Origin of the sequence: Neisseria sp. KEM232, assembly GCF_002237445.1 — a bacterium.
In the GTDB taxonomy this organism is placed as follows: Bacteria; Pseudomonadota; Gammaproteobacteria; order Burkholderiales; family Neisseriaceae; genus Neisseria.
In genome coordinates this window covers 2121673-2136175 of the sequence record NZ_CP022527.1, presented here as the reverse complement: position 1 = coordinate 2136175, position 14503 = coordinate 2121673, and the positions used below count along the sequence as shown (strand labels likewise).

Below are 14503 nucleotides of genomic sequence, written 5' to 3'. Positions count from 1 at the left end.
GGCCTATCCGGCAGACGGCTGGTTGCGGCCGTCTGAAAGGGACGGAGCGAAGAGTTCTTCGTACAAGGCCGTCTGAAAGCCGCAGTGGACAGCGCCGCCGTGTTCGAGCACTGGGCGTTTGATCAGGCTCGGTTCGGCGGCCATCAGGGCGACGGCGGCCGCGGGATTGTCGGCGGCGGCCTGCTGTTCGGGCGTCAGCCTGCGCCAAGTCGTGCCACGCCGGTTGAGCAGCACGGACAAGGGGATGTCGGCCAGCCAGGCTTGGATTTGGTTTTCAGACGGCCTCTGTTTTTTAAAGTCGGAAAATTCGTAAGCGATGCCGTGTTCCTGCAGCCAGAGGCGCGCTTTTTTCACCGTGTCGCAATTGGGGATGCCGTATAAAACCGTCATGTGCCGATTCCTTGTTTCGCAAAAGCCGCGATTGTAGCAAAGCCGCGCGGCAGTTGCCTCATGCGGGGTTTCTCTATATGCTTGCCGCGTTTTGTGCAAACCGTATTTGGAGAAAACAGATGAAAAAAACCGTATTCCTGCCCGCTGTTGCGGCCCTGCTGCTTGCCGCCTGCGGCAGCGGCAACGAGGCCGGCGAAGCGAACTTCAAAAAAGCGCTCGAAGAGTCGGGCGGCGGACGCAACGTCTGCCTGCCGCTGGTGCTCGACGTGCAGACGCCCGACGGACAGCCGGCCTTCCGCAATGTGGCGGTGGGCGAGCCGCTGCTGCAATACGCCGCGCGCGATGCGGCGGGCAAACGCATCAACGAAACGGCGGCCAAACAGATTGAAATCCTGACAAAAGAGGGCTTCTACCGCAAAGTGAAAGCGCAGGACGGCGGAGACAAAAACGCCCCCGCCGTTTTCGAGCTGACCGAAAAAGGCGCGGCACAGGCACGCGGTACGCCGCGCGGGCCGCTGTTCTGCGTCGGCAAACAGAAAATCGGCAAAATCAACTGGTTCACCACGCCGACGCCCGACAACGGTTTCACCGTGTCGGAAGTGTCCTATCAGGCCGAATTGGACGCGGAAAAATGGGCGGACAAGCTGATTAAGGCGGGCGGCAAAGAATGGGAGCCGCTCAAAGAGCCGCGCAACCAAAGCATTACCCTGGTGCAGACCAACAAGGGCTGGAAGGATATGCGGGATTTGAGCCGTTAAGCCGTCTGAAAGCGAAGTTTCAACGAAGTCAAAACGCATTTTTGTATGAAAAAGGCCGTCTGAAAACCCGTTATCCGGTTTTCAGACGGCCTTTGACGTATAGTGAGTCAAAATAAAAAAGATACAAGGCAGCAAGCCGAAGACAGTACAGGTAGTACGGCAAGGCGCAGCAACGCCGTAGATTTTTTATTTTGGCTCTCTATATCAATGGAGTTTGTAGGTCGGGCATTCATGCCCGACAAATCCCGTTCACAAAATTCGGGCATCAATGCCCGACCTACCGCCGCCAAACACAAAAAGGCCGTCTGAACATCTTTACAGACGGCCTTTGGCGTATCGGCAGCTAAGTTTACCCGCGTTTGGCGGCAGACGGTTTTTTGCCTTTGAAACCGTCGCGCTTTTTAAAGCCGCCCTCTTTCTTGAAGCCGCCTTCTTTTTTAAACCCGCCCTCGCGGTGGCCGAATTTTTTGTCTTTGTCGAAGCCGCCTTTGCTGCCCCAGCTGCCGCGTGATTTGGGCTTGCCGCCTGCGGCTTTGCGTTTTCGGGTCGGCTCCATGCCTTCGATGGTCAGATCGGGCAGTTTGCGGCCGATGTATTTTTCGATTTTGTGCACTTTCACGTATTCGTTGACTTCGGCAAAGGTGATGGCGGTGCCGGTGCGGCCGGCGCGGCCGGTGCGGCCGATGCGGTGCACGTAGTCTTCGGCCTGTTTGGGCAGGTCGTAGTTGATAACGTGGGTGATGGTGGGCACGTCGATGCCGCGTGCGGCCACGTCGGTGGCGACAAGGATTTTGCAGCGGCCTTTACGCAAATCCATCAATGTTCGGTTGCGCCAACCCTGCGGCATATCGCCGTGCAGACAGTTGGCGGCGAAGCCTTTTTCGTAAAGCTCGTCGGCGATGACTTCGGTCATGGCTTTGGTGGAGGTGAAAATCACGCATTGGTCGATGTTGGCATCGCGCAAAATATGGTCGAGCAGGCGGTTTTTATGGCGCATATCGTCGCAATACAAAAGCTGCTCTTCGATTTTGCCTTGTTCGTCCACGCGTTCGATTTCGATGACTTCGGGGTTTTTAGTAAGCTTGCGGGCAAGTTTGCCGACCGCGCCGTCCCATGTGGCGGAAAACAGCAGGGTTTGGCGCTCTTTGGGCGTGGCGGCGACGATGGTTTCGATGTCGTCGATAAAGCCCATGTCGAGCATGCGGTCAGCTTCGTCGAGAATCAGCACTTCGAGCCGGTCAAAATCAACCTTGCCGCTGTTCATCAAATCCATCAGACGGCCGGGCGTGGCCACAATCAGATCAACCGGTTTGCTCAAGGCGCGGGTTTGGTAGCCGAACGACGCGCCGCCGACGATGCTGACGGTGCGGAACCATTTCATGTTTTTCGCGTAATTGAGCGCGTTTTTTTCCACTTGGGCGGCCAACTCGCGCGTGGGCGTGAGCACGAGCGCGCGCGGGCCTTTGCCGGGTTTGTCGCTGCGGCGGGTCAGGCGTTGCAGCGTGGGCAGCAGAAAGGCGGCGGTTTTGCCCGAACCGGTTTGTGCCGAAGCCATGATATCGCGGCCTTCCAGCGCAAAAGGCACGGCCTGCGCCTGAATCGGCGTGGGTGTTTCGTAGCCCGCGCTTGTCAGGGCGGAGAGGATGTTTTTGTCGAGGTGTAAATCGGAGAATTTAATAGACACGGCTATCTTTCAGAGACAACAACACGCTTCCGTCTGCACGTTTTCAGACGGCCTGAAGCTCGGATGGGTAACGTCAATGAAGATTGGCGGTACAGGGTTGTCGCAAGCGGCTCTGGCTTGTGGTTAACATCGACAACAACCTGCAAGATACGTTTTCCGCAAGGGAAAAGACAAAAGAAACGCGCCCGTCGGGGCGGTTTGAGAATCTGTAAACAATCAGATTCTTAGGTTGGCAGACGATGGCTTCGGATAAAAAGGCGAACGGCGGATAATATAGGCGCAAGGCGACGCGGTCAAGCGCGGCGGCGTTAATTACGGTAAAATCAAGCCCTTTGCAACCCTGCCGCACGAAAGGCCGTCTGAATGACCGACATCACCCCCTTTGCCAACCGCCTGGGCAAAAACATCAAACACCTGATGAAATGGGCCAAGCGCAACGGCCTCGAAGCATGGCGCATTTACGACCGCGACATTCCGCAGTTTCCCTTTGCAGTCGATGTGTACGGCAGCCAAATCCATTTGCAGGAATACGACACCGGCTGGCTGATGGCTGACGACGAATACGAAGAATGGCTCGCCGCAATCATCGAAGCGGTTGTTTTCGTAACCGGTTTTTCGCCCGACGACATCCACCTCAAGCGGCGCGAACGGCAAAAGGGCACGCAGCAGTATGAAAAAACCGGCCGCGCAGGCGAAGATTTCACCGTATCCGAACACGGCCGCCGCTTTTGGGTCAATCTCGACAAATACCTCGACACCGGCCTCTTTCTCGACCACCGCAACACGCGCAAAAAAGTGGGCGACAGCGCGGCGGGCAAACGCTTTCTCAACCTGTTTTCCTACACCGGCAGCTTCACCGTATATGCCGCAACGGGCGGCGCGGTATCGAGCGAAACCGTTGATTTGTCGAAAACTTATCTCGATTGGGCCAAGCGCAATTTCGAGCTCAACGGCATCGATGCCGCGCAGCACCGAATCATCCGCGCCGACGTGTTCCAATACCTTCAGACGGCCTCGCGCGAGGGCAAGCGGTTCGACCTCATCGTGATGGACCCGCCCAGCTTTTCCAACAGCAAAAAAATGCCCGACACGCTCGACATCCAGCGCGACCACGCCCGCCTCATCGACGGCGCCATGAGCCTGCTCGATTCAGACGGCCTTTTGTATTTTTCCAACAACCTCCGCAGCTTCACTCTGGACGAAGACGTCTCGCAACGCTATGAAATCAAAGACATTTCCAAACAATCCGTACCCGACGATTTCCGCAACAAAAAAATCCACCAGTGTTGGGAAATCCGCCATAAGGCCGTCTGAAACGGCAGCACGAAGGCCGTCTGAAAGTGCGTTTCAGACGGCCTTTCGCATATAATCCGCCCCCTCAAAGGGCATCAGCAAAGGGCAGAACATGCAAACCTATCTCGTCGGCGGCGCGGTGCGCGACGCCCTGCTCGGATTGGCAGTAAAAGACCGCGACTGGGTGGTCGTCGGTGCGGACGCCGCAGCCATGCTGGCGCAGGGCTATCAGCCCGTCGGCAGAGACTTTCCCGTCTTCCTCCATCCCGAAACGCACGAAGAATACGCCCTCGCCCGCACCGAACGCAAAACCGGCAAAGGCTACGCAGGCTTTGCCTTCCACGCCGACAAAAGCGTCACCCTCGAACAAGACCTGATGCGGCGCGACCTCACCATCAACGCCATGGCACAGGACAAAGACGGCCGCATCACCGACCCCTTCGGCGGCCGCGCCGATCTGCAAAACAAAATCCTGCGCCACGTATCCCCCGCCTTCGCCGAAGACCCCGTCCGCATCCTGCGCACCGCCCGCTTCGCCGCCCGCTACGGCTTTGCCGTCGCCCCCGAAACCATGAGCCTGATGAAACAAATGGTGGATGCGGGCGAAGCCGACGCCCTCGTTGCCGAACGCGTCTGGCAGGAGCTGGCCAAAGGCCTGATGGAAAAACAGCCGCGCCGCATGATTGAAGTTTTGCGCGAATGCGGCGCGCTCAAAACCATCCTGCCCGAAGTGGACGCCCTGTTCGGCGTGCCGCAGCGTGCCGAACACCACCCTGAAATCGACAGCGGTATCCACACACTCATGACCCTGCAACGCGCCGCCGACCTCGGCCTGAGCCTGCCCGAACGCTACGCCGCTATGCTGCACGATTTGGGCAAAGCCCTCACCCCGCCCGACATCCTGCCGCGCCACCACGGCCACGACATTGCGGGCGTCAAACCCGTCCAAGCCGTCAACCGCCGCTGGCGCGTACCCAAAGCCTGCGCCGAGTTGGCCGAACTCGTCTGCCGCTGGCACATCATCCTCCACAGCGTCAAAACCCTGCGCCCTGCCACCGCCCTCGACGTTTTGCAGCGCACCGACGCCTTCCGCCGCCCCGAACGTTTTCAGACGGCCTTAAACGTCTGCCTGGCCGACGTGCAGGGACGCCTGGGCAGGGAACACGAACCCTACCCGCAAATGGCGCACTGGCTTGCCCTCCTGTCCGCCGCCAACGAAACCGACACCGCCGCCGTCGCCGCCTCCTGCACCGACCCCGCGCGCATACCCGAAGCCGTCAGACGCGCGCGCCTGGCAAAACTCCAAGCCGTGCACGAACCCTACCGCAAAACGGCCGTATGAAAGCGAAGCTTCAACGAAATTAAAACGTGAAACGCCCCTTTCAGACGGTCTCCGACAAACCAAACGGAAAAAAACATGACCAAAGAAACCCGCCCCAACACCTACAACCGCATCCTCGACGCCGCCCTCAAACTCTTCAACGAAGAAAGCGAACGCGCCACCACCACCAACCACATCGCCGCCTACCTCGGCATCAGCCCCGGCAACCTCTACTACCACTTCCGCAACAAAGACGAAATCATCCTCCAGCTCCACCGCCGCTACAGCAGCACCATGATGGCGCAAATCCGCGAAGCCGACGCCCCGCAAAACCTGTCCGACGTCGCCGCCTACCTCGACGCCATCTTCGCCACCATGTGGGACTACCGCTTCCTGTTCAGCGACACCAACGCCCTCCTTTCGCGCAACGCCGAACTTCTGGGCGACTACAACGAATTCACCCGCGCCAAAGCCTCCCCCGTCGTCCTGCGCTACCTCGAACACCTCGCCGCCACCGGCATCCTGCAGGCCGACAAAGAAGACCTGCAAAACCTCGCCCTCAACATGTGGATCATCACCAAATACTGGTTCGACCTGCACGGCTCCGTACGCCGCAGCGGCAAACTGCCCGAAGACACCAAACGCCTGGGCGTGCTGCGCAACCTCAGCCTGCTCAAACCCTACATCCACCCCGACCACCGCGCCGAGTTCGCCGCCATCAACGCCAAACTCAAAGCCTGAAACCCACAGCCCCGCCCCGTTATGCCCCAAACGGATACAGGCACAAACCGCCCCCGAGCCGCACCATGAGCAAACCCGATTACCCCGTCACCCCCGCCGTCCGCTTCCTGCGCGCCGCCCGCGCCGCCTTCACCCCCCGCCTCTACCCCTACGAAGAACACGGCGGCACGGCGCATTCCGCCGCCTGCCTCAACGTGCCCGAACACCAAGTCGTCAAAACCATCGTCCTGCAAAACGAAGCCAAAAAAGGCCTCATCGTCCTCATGCACGGCGACCGGCAAATCTCCACCCGCAACCTCGCCCGCCAACTGGGCATGAAACATATCGAACCGGCCGCCCCGCAGCAGGCCGCCAAATGGACGGGCTACCTCGTCGGCGGCACCAGCCCCTTCGGCACCAAAACCGCCCTGCCCGTCTTCGTCGAACGCAGCATCTTGGATTTGGACACCATTTACATCAACGGCGGCAAACGCGGCTTCCTCGTCGAAATCAGCCCGCAGGTGCTGCACACCCTCAACCCGCAAAGCGTCGACGTGGCAACGGATTAGCACAACCGCAACACGAAAGGCCGTCTGAAAAAGGCCGTCTGAAAGCCCGGATTCGGCTTTCAGACGGCCTTCTACCCGCAGGATCCAGCATCGTTTGAGCCAAGCCGCATAGAATATGCCGCCCTGTAGCGCACGCGTTTACCGATGATACTCTGATACGACGTTAACAGAACAAATCGTTTGAACACAGACATGACAAATTCTTTTTCCACTTCGTTGAAACTTCAGCTTATAAACATTGCTTCCGCGCAGGCAGGAACGGCCTCCAAACGCGCATCATCAACATCCGGTTAACGCAGCCTCTGCGAAAGCCGTCTTTATCCGTCTCTGCAGCGCTTCTACAATCCGTACCTTTGCACACGCATAAAAAGAGAAAGCATCATGAACAGCAAACCAATCAAAATGCCTGCCCTGTTTCTCGGCCACGGCAATCCGATGAACGTACTCAAGCGCGACAATCCGTTTAACCAAGGTTTTGCCCGCGTCGCGCAGACTTTTGCCAAGCCTAAGGCTGTGTTGATGGTGTCGGCGCACTGGTACGGCGCGTCATTGGAGCTAACGGCGGCCGAGAGGCCGGGGCTGGTTTACGATTTTTACGGTTTTCCAAGCGAGCTGTATCAGGTGGATTACCCCGCTCAAGGCAGCAGCGCATTGGTTGCACGGGTGCGCGAACTTCTGTCGGACGAGGACGTGCACGAAAATCGTGAGCGCGGTTTTGATCACGGAATGTGGACGGTAATGAAGCATTTGTATCCTGATGCCGATATTCCGGTTGTCCAACTGAGCATCGACAGCCGGTTGGGCGCGCAGCAGCATTTTGAGCTGGCACGCAAATTGCGGCCGTTGCGCGACGAAGGCGTATTGGTGGCAGGCAGCGGCAACATCGTCCACAACCTGCGTCTGATGAGCCGCGAACACATCGACCAAATCGGCACGGGTTACGCTTGGGCGTTTGAATTTGCCTACCACATCAACCAAGCCGTAATGCAGGGGGACAACGATACGCTGACCGATTATCTGCGTCTCGGCGATGCCGCCGCGTTGTCCGTACCCACGCCCGAACACTATCTGCCGCTCTTGTATGCTGCGGCATTGCGCGATGAGGGCGAACCGGTGGAGCTGTTCAACGACGCGCTGGTCGGCGGGTCTTTGAGTATGACTTCGGTAAAAGTGGGTTGATGCGCGGATATTAAGGCCGTCTGAAAACAGGTATATAAGGCAGGATTGTGCTTGAAATCTAATTTATTCATATGTTTTTTACTGATAAAACAATAGACTATACACACAACATCATTTGAGTAAACCGCAGTTTCCGTCTTGCCAACATACGCTTACAAAACTTGATATAAATCAAAATTCATAATATCATTTTATACAATAATGGTTACCATTAGATTATATATCATGATAATATGAATCAAGTAATAAAAATCCGGTCCGACCAAGCCGTGCCCGACGCCTTTCCCGAACGCCAGGCTCTGATGCCGATATGGGGCGGCCTGCCCGTGCCAAACGGCCAATGGCAGCAGCTTTGGCGCGAGCAGGCACAAACCGTTTTACACGAAGACGCGCTGGCCTATCTGCACATCCCCTTCTGCGCCAACCACTGCGTTTTCTGCGGTTTCTACCGCAACGCTTGGAAAGACGATCAAAGCCAACGCTACACCGACAAGGTTATCGAAGAGCTCGCCCAAGAAGCCGAAATCCGCCAAGGCGGCGGCAAAATCCGCGCCGTCTATTTCGGCGGCGGCACCCCCACCGCCCTGCTCACCGGCGACCTCGTGCGCCTTATCCGCGCCTGCTACCGATACCTGCCGCTGGCCGACGACTGCGAATTCACCCTCGAAGGCCGCATGAGCCATTTCGACCTTGACAAAGCGCAGGCCGCCATCGATGCGGGCGTCACCCGCATCTCCATCGGCGTACAAACCTTCAACACCCACATCCGCCGCCGCCTCGGCCGCAAACACAGCGGCGAAGAAGCGGCGGCCTATCTCGAACGCTTAGGCCGTCTGAAAACCGTTTTGGTGGCCGATCTTATTTTCGGCCTGCCCGGCCAAACGGAAGAAATCTGGCAAAACGACCTGCGCACCGCCGCCGCCCTGCCGCTGGCCGGACTCGACACCTACGCCTTCAACTGCTACCCCTTCCTACCCATCAACCGCATGATAGAAAAAGGCGCGTTTCCCGCCCCCGCCGGTTTCGACATCCAGGCCGTGCAATACGCCCACACCGTCGACTACATGGCCAAGCAAGGCTGGCGGCAAATCAGCAACAACCACTTCGCCTACCCCGGACGCGGCGAGCGCAACCTGTACAACAACCTCGTCAAATCCAACATTCCCTGCCTCGCCTTCGGCTCGGGCGCGGGCGGCAACGGCGGCGGCTACAGCTATCAGGTACAAAGCGATCTCGAAAACTACCTCGCCACCCCCGCCGGGCAAAAAAACATCAGCCACATGAGCCGCCACAGCGACAACAAATACCTGCTCGGCCGCTTGCAGCACGACATCGAACTCGGATACATCGACAGCCGCCTCTTCGCCCCCCACCCCCGCGCCGCCGCCCTCTTGACGCAGTGGGCCGGACTCGGCCTCATGGGCACACCCGATTCAGACGGCCTCATCCGTCTCAACACCAGCGGCCGCTACTGGTCGCCCACCCTCACCCGCAGGCTCATGCTTGCGTTACCCGCAACCGAAGACAAGGAGCAAACCATGAACACCCCCCTTTCCGACGAACAAAAAACCGTCCTGCGCAACACCCTGGCCGAAAACCCCGGCCAAATCCTCGAAATGCTGGCTGCCAAACACCAGTGCACTTTTGAAGAAATCATCAACTGCCTGCCCGCCGGCACCGTGCACCAAACCGACGGCGGCCGCTTCGTCGAAATCATGCAGGCCGTCGCCGCCTGGAACGAAGCCGTCACCTTCATCGCCCACACCCCCGACGTCATCGCCGAAGTCACCGGCAAACTGCCCGACGGCAGCGTCGGCCGCGGCTTCTACAACTTCAAAGAAAGCGAACCCGGCGGCATCCACGGCCACATCTACTACGAAAACTGCGCCGCCATCTACCTCATCGAACGCCCCTTCATGGGCAAACGCACCGTCTCCCTCAACTTCATCAACCGCGCAGGCGGCGCCATGTTCAAAATCTACGTCGGCCGCGACGAAAACGGCGAACTCATCGAACGCCAAATCCAAGCCATGCGCGCCCTCTTCGGCATCGGGGAGGCATAACATGATCACCATCTTCGGCGCCAACGGCAAAAGCGGCCGCGCCCTCATCGCCCACCTGCGCCAAAACGGCTTTTCAGACGGCCTCACCGCCGTTTTGCGCAGCAGCGAACAGGCAGACGACCCGTTTTACGCCGAACACAAAGTGCAAACCCTCACCGCCGACGTCCTCGACCTGCAAGCCTGCGCCGACGCCGTGCGCCAAAGCCGCCCCGCAACCGTCGTCAGCTTCGTCGGTGGCAAAAACAGCGCGGGCATACGCAGCGACGCCGCAGGCAACATCAACATCATCGACGCCCTTGCCGCCCAAGCCCCGCAGGCGCGTCTGCTGCTCGTCACCAGCATGGGCTGCGGCGAACAATACGAAGGCATGAGCGACATGTTCAAACAAGCCCTCGGCGAAGCCGTCCGCGCCAAAACCGAAGCCGAAAACCACCTGCGCCAAAGCTCCCTGCAATGGGTCATCCTCCGCCCCTGCGGCCTCGGCGACGACAAAGGCGGCAGCCACACCCTGCACACCGGTCTCACAGAAATCCCGCGCGACTACATGGACAGAAACGGCCTCGCCGCCGCCGTCGCCTCCGTCATCGCGGCAGAACCGTGGCCGTCTGAAACCGTCTATTCCGTCACCGCTTAAACCGCAACAGCATAAAAAGGCCGTCTGAAACCCGCATTCAAAGTTTCAGACGGCCTTTTCGTGTTTGCGTTTACCTAGTTGCCAAGGCCGCGGCAGATCATGCGGCAAAAGCAGAGGCCGTCTGAAACCAGGGTTTGCGGTTTCAGACGGCCTCTCAAACAGTAAGGAACGCATGGTCGCAAGCAACAGCCCCTAGTACAGCCCCAAGTATTATTAATTGCTTGCCAGCCGCCGCCCACGCAGGCTACCATGCCGCACATAAACGATTGTTTGAGCAGCTATGATGTGTTGGATGTAAGCGGATTTACCCACCACCGCATTAATCACAGCAAGCTGTTTGCCGACAGACAGAACCATATCAACGGCATTGAAAATTTCTGGAATCAGGCAAAGCGCGTACTGCGCAAATACAATGGAATCGACCGTAAATCTTTCCCGCTTTTCTTGAAAGAATGCGAGTTCCGTTTTAACTTTGGCACACCCTCCGAGCAGCTTAAAGTGCTGCGTCGGTGGTGTGAAATTTAGGGCTTATCTAGTACAGCCCCAAACCTTATCGCCCCATTTGAGTACCCCAAAGACAATGGTTTTACCACCAGCACCGCGTCCGCGTTTGCCACGAATACGCTTCGCACCAAAGTAGGATTCGTCAAATTCAACAACGCCATCAAAAGGAGTTTGCTGCTCGCATTCGGCAGCTAACCGTTGCGTAATTTTAAGAATAGCGTGTTGATACTTCTGACACTGATGCCAGTTAGTCTGGCAGTATCAGAAGCAGTCAAATCCAAGGCAAATAGCCGTAGAATTTGACGAAATTGTGGTTCAGAAATTTTGCTGAACTTTTGGTACTTGTTTTTTAATTTCATTTCAGAAGCTTATCACTGATTTGGGTGATTTTTCTTCCTAAGCCCCTAATTTTTATCAGCAAGGTAAGTTGGGTTGTACTCCCAACTTTTTGATTGCCGGTCATGTTGAGTCTCGATCCAAGCTACACTGCTGAAATATATGCAAAAAACCTTTCAGGCTGCCTTCTTTCCAATCAAACCCCTTTCTTCTCCAAATAGCTCTCATAATCCCCCAGATAATGCTCATACCCGCCGTTGCCGTCCAATTCGATGATTTGGGTGGCGAGCGAGGAGACGAACTGGCGGTCGTGCGAGACGAAAATCAGTGTGCCGTTGTATTTTTCCAGTGCCATGTTGAGCGATTCGATGCTTTCCATGTCCATGTGGTTGGTGGGTTCGTCCATCACCAGCACATTGGGTTTTAGCAGCAGCAGTTTGCCGTAGAGCATGCGCCCTTTTTCGCCGCCGGAGAGCACTTTCACTTGTTTGACCACATCGTTGCTGCCGAACAGCAAACGCCCCAGCGTGCCGCGGATGACTTGTTCGTCGTCGCCTTCCTGACCCCATTGGCGCATCCATTCGGTGAGGTTCATTTCCACGTCGAAGTCGTTTTCGTGGTCTTGCGGGTAGTAGCCGACGTGGGCTTTTTCCGCCCATTTGATGCTGCCTGCATCGGGCGTGAGTCCGTCTGAATACTCGGCGTTGTACGCGCCTGCCAAGAGTTTCAGCAGCGTGGATTTGCCCGCGCCGTTGGGGCCGATGATGGCGAGACGCTGGCCGGCTTCCAAAATAAAGCCCAGTTTTTCAAACAATTTTTTGTCAAACGATTTGGCGAGGTTTTCCACTTCAACGGCCTGACGGTGCAGCTTGGCTTTTTCGTCGGTTTCAAAGCGGATGTAGGGGTTTTGGCGGGTGGAGGGTTTCACTTCCACCATTTCTGCTTTGATTTTGTCGGCCTGTTTCAGACGGCTGGTGGCTTGGCGGGCTTTGGATTTGTTGGCGGAGAAGCGGGCGACAAACTCTTGCAGTTCTTGCAGTTTTTCTTTGGCTTTGGCGTTGTCTTTGAGGGCACGTTCGCGGGATTGGGCGGAGGCCAGCATGTAGTCGTCGTAATTGCCGGGGTAAACGGTGATGGTGTTGTAGTCCAAATCCGCCATGTGGGTGCAGACTTCGTTGAGGAAGTGGCGGTCGTGGCTGATGATAATCATGGTGGAATCGTATTGATTCAACACGCCTTCCAGCCAGCGGATGGTGTTGATGTCCAAGTTGTTGGTCGGCTCGTCCAAGAGCAGAACGTCGGGTTTGGAAAACAGGGCTTGTGCCAGCAACACGCGCAGTTTGAAGCCGGGCGCGACTTCCGCCATGGTGGCGTTGTGCAGTTCTTCGGCAATGCCCACGCCGCTCAATAATTCGGCGGCACGCGCTTCGGCGGTGTAGCCGTCGTATTCGGCGAACTTGGCTTCCAGTTCGGCGGCTTTCATGTAGTCGTCTTCGGTGGCTTCGAGGTTGGCGTAAATCGCGTCGCGTTCGGTCATCGCCGCCCACATTTCGGTGTGCCCCATCATCACCACGTCCAGCACGCGCATGTCTTCGTAGGCAAACTGGTCTTGGCGCAGTTTGCCCAAGCGCACACCGTTTTCAATCGCCACTTCGCCGCTGGTCTGCTCCAAATCGCCGCCCAAAATCTTCATGAAGGTGGATTTGCCTGAGCCGTTCGCGCCGATCAGGCCGTAGCGGTTGCCTTCGCCGAATTTGACGGAGACGTTTTCAAACAGCGGCTTCGCGCCGAACTGCATGGTGATGTTGTTGGTGGAAATCATGTTTTGAATCCTTTTGTTTCTGTTAATTTGCGTAATCAAAAATGGGCGGATTGTAACATAAGGGGGAGGCCGTCTGAAAAAGGCCGTCTGAAAGCCGCGCGGCGTTTTCAGACGGCCTTTTGCCGTTTTTTGTTTTCAGACGGCCTCAGCGCCGCAGCCCCTCGGCCAGCCGCGCCACAATCTCCGCCGCGCTGCCCGCTTGCGAGCGGGCGGCGTTTTGCCCCGCCCAAAACGGCGTGAAGTCAAACGAGCCTTGCGCTTCGGCCGCCGCACGCAATGCGCCCGCCGCCGCGCCTGCCAGCGGAAACGGCAGCACGGCGGGGTTGGCCGGCCCGGCTTCGCGCATAAAGCGGTTGACGATACCGCGTGCCGCGCCGCCGCTGAACAGATTGCTGACGGCGGTATCCTCCGGCTGCGCGGCCTGTATCGCCGCGCGGTGGGCGGGTTTCGTCCACGCTTCGTCCGCCAGCAGAAACGCCGTGCCCGCCTGCACCGCCGCCGTGCCCAAATCCACGGCCGCGCGCACCGCCGCCGCATCGGCAATACCGCCCGCAGCGACAACGGGCAGCTTCACCGCGCGGACGACGGAGGGCAGCAGGGCAAACAGGCCGCTTTGGCCGTTTGGGTCTTTGTCGAGAAACCAGCCGCGGTGGCCGCCCGCTTCCCAGCCTTGCGCGATCACTGCGTCCGCGCCCTGCCCTTCCAGCCAGCGCGCCTCGGCCACAGTGGTAGCGCTCGCCCAAACCTCAGCGCCCGTTTTTTTCACGCGTTCGAGCATGGGCTGCGGCGGCAGGCCGAAATGGAAGCTGACGACGGGCGGGCGGTATTGTTCGACCAGCGCCAGCGCGGCTTCGTCAAACGGCTGCCGCCCGCCGCTTGCGGGAATGTCGGCCTGCGTCAGGCCATATTCCGCGAAAAACGGCTGCAATACCGCCAGCCAGGCCGCATGCTGCGCTTCGTCGGCAAACGGCGTGCGGTGGGCAAAAAAATTCACGTTGTACGGCATCGAGCCCGCTTCGTCGCGCATGGTTTGCAGCGCCGCCGCCAGCGCGTCGGGCGCATACATCGCAGCTGCCAGCGAGCCCAAACCGCCCGCGCGACACACGGCCAGAGGCAGCGCGGTATCGTGGGCAAAGGCCATCGGTGCCTGGATAATCGGGTATTTCAGCGAAGAGAGGATTTTCGACATGGTTTCTCCTTTGTTTACGGTTTTGGAGTGGAGGCCGTCTG

The 14503-nt window shown here is 58.0% G+C and carries 12 protein-coding genes and 2 pseudogenes; 9 read left to right on the top strand and 5 right to left on the bottom strand.

Annotation, left to right across the window (positions count from 1 at the left end; translation table 11 throughout):
• Positions 1-3 precede the first annotated feature (3 nt).
• Positions 4-390: a Spx/MgsR family RNA polymerase-binding regulatory protein gene (locus CGZ77_RS10630; protein WP_009425594.1), complete on the bottom strand. Its 387-nt coding sequence runs from the start codon at positions 388-390 to the stop codon at positions 4-6.
• Positions 391-509: 119 nt separating this feature from the next.
• On the opposite strand from CGZ77_RS10630, the gene CGZ77_RS10625 reads away from it, so the two are divergent.
• Positions 510-1148 (top strand): hypothetical protein, encoded by a 639-nt coding sequence (locus CGZ77_RS10625; protein WP_036495713.1) that lies wholly within the window; start codon positions 510-512, stop codon positions 1146-1148.
• A gap of 349 nt (positions 1149-1497) precedes the next feature.
• Here CGZ77_RS10625 and CGZ77_RS10620 read toward each other — a convergent pair whose 3' ends face one another.
• Positions 1498-2832 carry a DEAD/DEAH box helicase gene (locus CGZ77_RS10620; protein ID WP_094031173.1) on the bottom strand — a complete coding sequence of 445 codons (1335 nt, stop codon included), beginning with the start codon at positions 2830-2832 and terminating at the stop codon, positions 1498-1500.
• Positions 2833-3195: 363 nt separating this feature from the next.
• Between CGZ77_RS10620 and CGZ77_RS10615 the strand changes: the two genes are divergently transcribed.
• The 8 genes and pseudogenes from CGZ77_RS10615 to CGZ77_RS10580 form a co-directional block, all read left to right on the top strand.
• Positions 3196-4146, top strand: a complete 951-nt coding sequence (locus CGZ77_RS10615) for a class I SAM-dependent methyltransferase (protein WP_094031172.1) — start codon at positions 3196-3198, stop codon at positions 4144-4146.
• Between the two features lie 91 nt (positions 4147-4237).
• Entirely contained in the window at positions 4238-5467 is a 1230-nt protein-coding gene (locus tag CGZ77_RS10610; protein WP_009425600.1) for a multifunctional CCA addition/repair protein, read from the top strand.
• Between the two features lie 75 nt (positions 5468-5542).
• Complete coding sequence (locus CGZ77_RS10605) at positions 5543-6187, top strand: TetR/AcrR family transcriptional regulator (RefSeq protein ID WP_009425601.1); 645 nt, start codon at positions 5543-5545, stop codon at positions 6185-6187.
• Between the two features lie 65 nt (positions 6188-6252).
• Entirely contained in the window at positions 6253-6735 is a 483-nt protein-coding gene (locus CGZ77_RS10600) for an aminoacyl-tRNA deacylase (RefSeq protein WP_009425602.1), read from the top strand.
• A gap of 381 nt (positions 6736-7116) precedes the next feature.
• Complete coding sequence (ygiD, locus tag CGZ77_RS10595) at positions 7117-7914, top strand: 4,5-DOPA dioxygenase extradiol (protein WP_009425603.1); 798 nt, start codon at positions 7117-7119, stop codon at positions 7912-7914.
• A gap of 233 nt (positions 7915-8147) precedes the next feature.
• Positions 8148-9977: a heme anaerobic degradation radical SAM methyltransferase ChuW/HutW gene (hutW, locus tag CGZ77_RS10590; RefSeq protein ID WP_009425604.1), complete on the top strand. Its 1830-nt coding sequence runs from the start codon at positions 8148-8150 to the stop codon at positions 9975-9977.
• Position 9978: 1 nt separating this feature from the next.
• Entirely contained in the window at positions 9979-10611 is a 633-nt protein-coding gene (locus CGZ77_RS10585) for an NAD(P)-dependent oxidoreductase (RefSeq protein ID WP_009425605.1), read from the top strand.
• Between the two features lie 264 nt (positions 10612-10875).
• Positions 10876-11136: pseudogene (locus tag CGZ77_RS10580) on the top strand (transposase); the annotation flags it as partial.
• A 36-nt stretch (positions 11137-11172) separates the two neighbouring features.
• Here the strand turns inward: CGZ77_RS10580 and CGZ77_RS10575 are convergent.
• The 3 genes and pseudogenes from CGZ77_RS10575 to CGZ77_RS10565 all read right to left on the bottom strand — a co-directional run.
• Positions 11173-11474 (bottom strand): annotated as a pseudogene (locus CGZ77_RS10575) (IS1595 family transposase); the annotation flags it as partial.
• A gap of 173 nt (positions 11475-11647) precedes the next feature.
• Positions 11648-13273, bottom strand: coding sequence for an ABC-F family ATPase (locus CGZ77_RS10570; RefSeq protein ID WP_094031171.1), 1626 nt, complete (start codon positions 13271-13273; stop codon positions 11648-11650).
• 145 nt (positions 13274-13418) lie between these two features.
• The gene (locus CGZ77_RS10565) at positions 13419-14462 is read right to left on the bottom strand and encodes a nitronate monooxygenase family protein (protein WP_009425716.1); all 1044 of its coding nucleotides are present in this window, start codon (positions 14460-14462) and stop codon (positions 13419-13421) included.
• Positions 14463-14503: the final 41 nt, after the last annotated feature.

Coding starts and splice junctions, on each gene's coding strand:
- CGZ77_RS10605 (WP_009425601.1), top strand. CDS start 5,543: ATGACCAAAGAAACCCGCCCCAACACCTACAACCGCATCCTCGACGCC.
- CGZ77_RS10600 (WP_009425602.1), top strand. CDS start 6,253: ATGAGCAAACCCGATTACCCCGTCACCCCCGCCGTCCGCTTCCTGCGC.
- CGZ77_RS10630 (WP_009425594.1), bottom strand. CDS start 390: ATGACGGTTTTATACGGCATCCCCAATTGCGACACGGTGAAAAAAGCG.
- CGZ77_RS10570 (WP_094031171.1), bottom strand. CDS start 13,273: ATGATTTCCACCAACAACATCACCATGCAGTTCGGCGCGAAGCCGCTG.
- ygiD (WP_009425603.1), top strand. CDS start 7,117: ATGAACAGCAAACCAATCAAAATGCCTGCCCTGTTTCTCGGCCACGGC.
- CGZ77_RS10585 (WP_009425605.1), top strand. CDS start 9,979: ATGATCACCATCTTCGGCGCCAACGGCAAAAGCGGCCGCGCCCTCATC.
- hutW (WP_009425604.1), top strand. CDS start 8,148: ATGAATCAAGTAATAAAAATCCGGTCCGACCAAGCCGTGCCCGACGCC.
- CGZ77_RS10625 (WP_036495713.1), top strand. CDS start 510: ATGAAAAAAACCGTATTCCTGCCCGCTGTTGCGGCCCTGCTGCTTGCC.
- CGZ77_RS10565 (WP_009425716.1), bottom strand. CDS start 14,462: ATGTCGAAAATCCTCTCTTCGCTGAAATACCCGATTATCCAGGCACCG.
- CGZ77_RS10610 (WP_009425600.1), top strand. CDS start 4,238: ATGCAAACCTATCTCGTCGGCGGCGCGGTGCGCGACGCCCTGCTCGGA.
- CGZ77_RS10615 (WP_094031172.1), top strand. CDS start 3,196: ATGACCGACATCACCCCCTTTGCCAACCGCCTGGGCAAAAACATCAAA.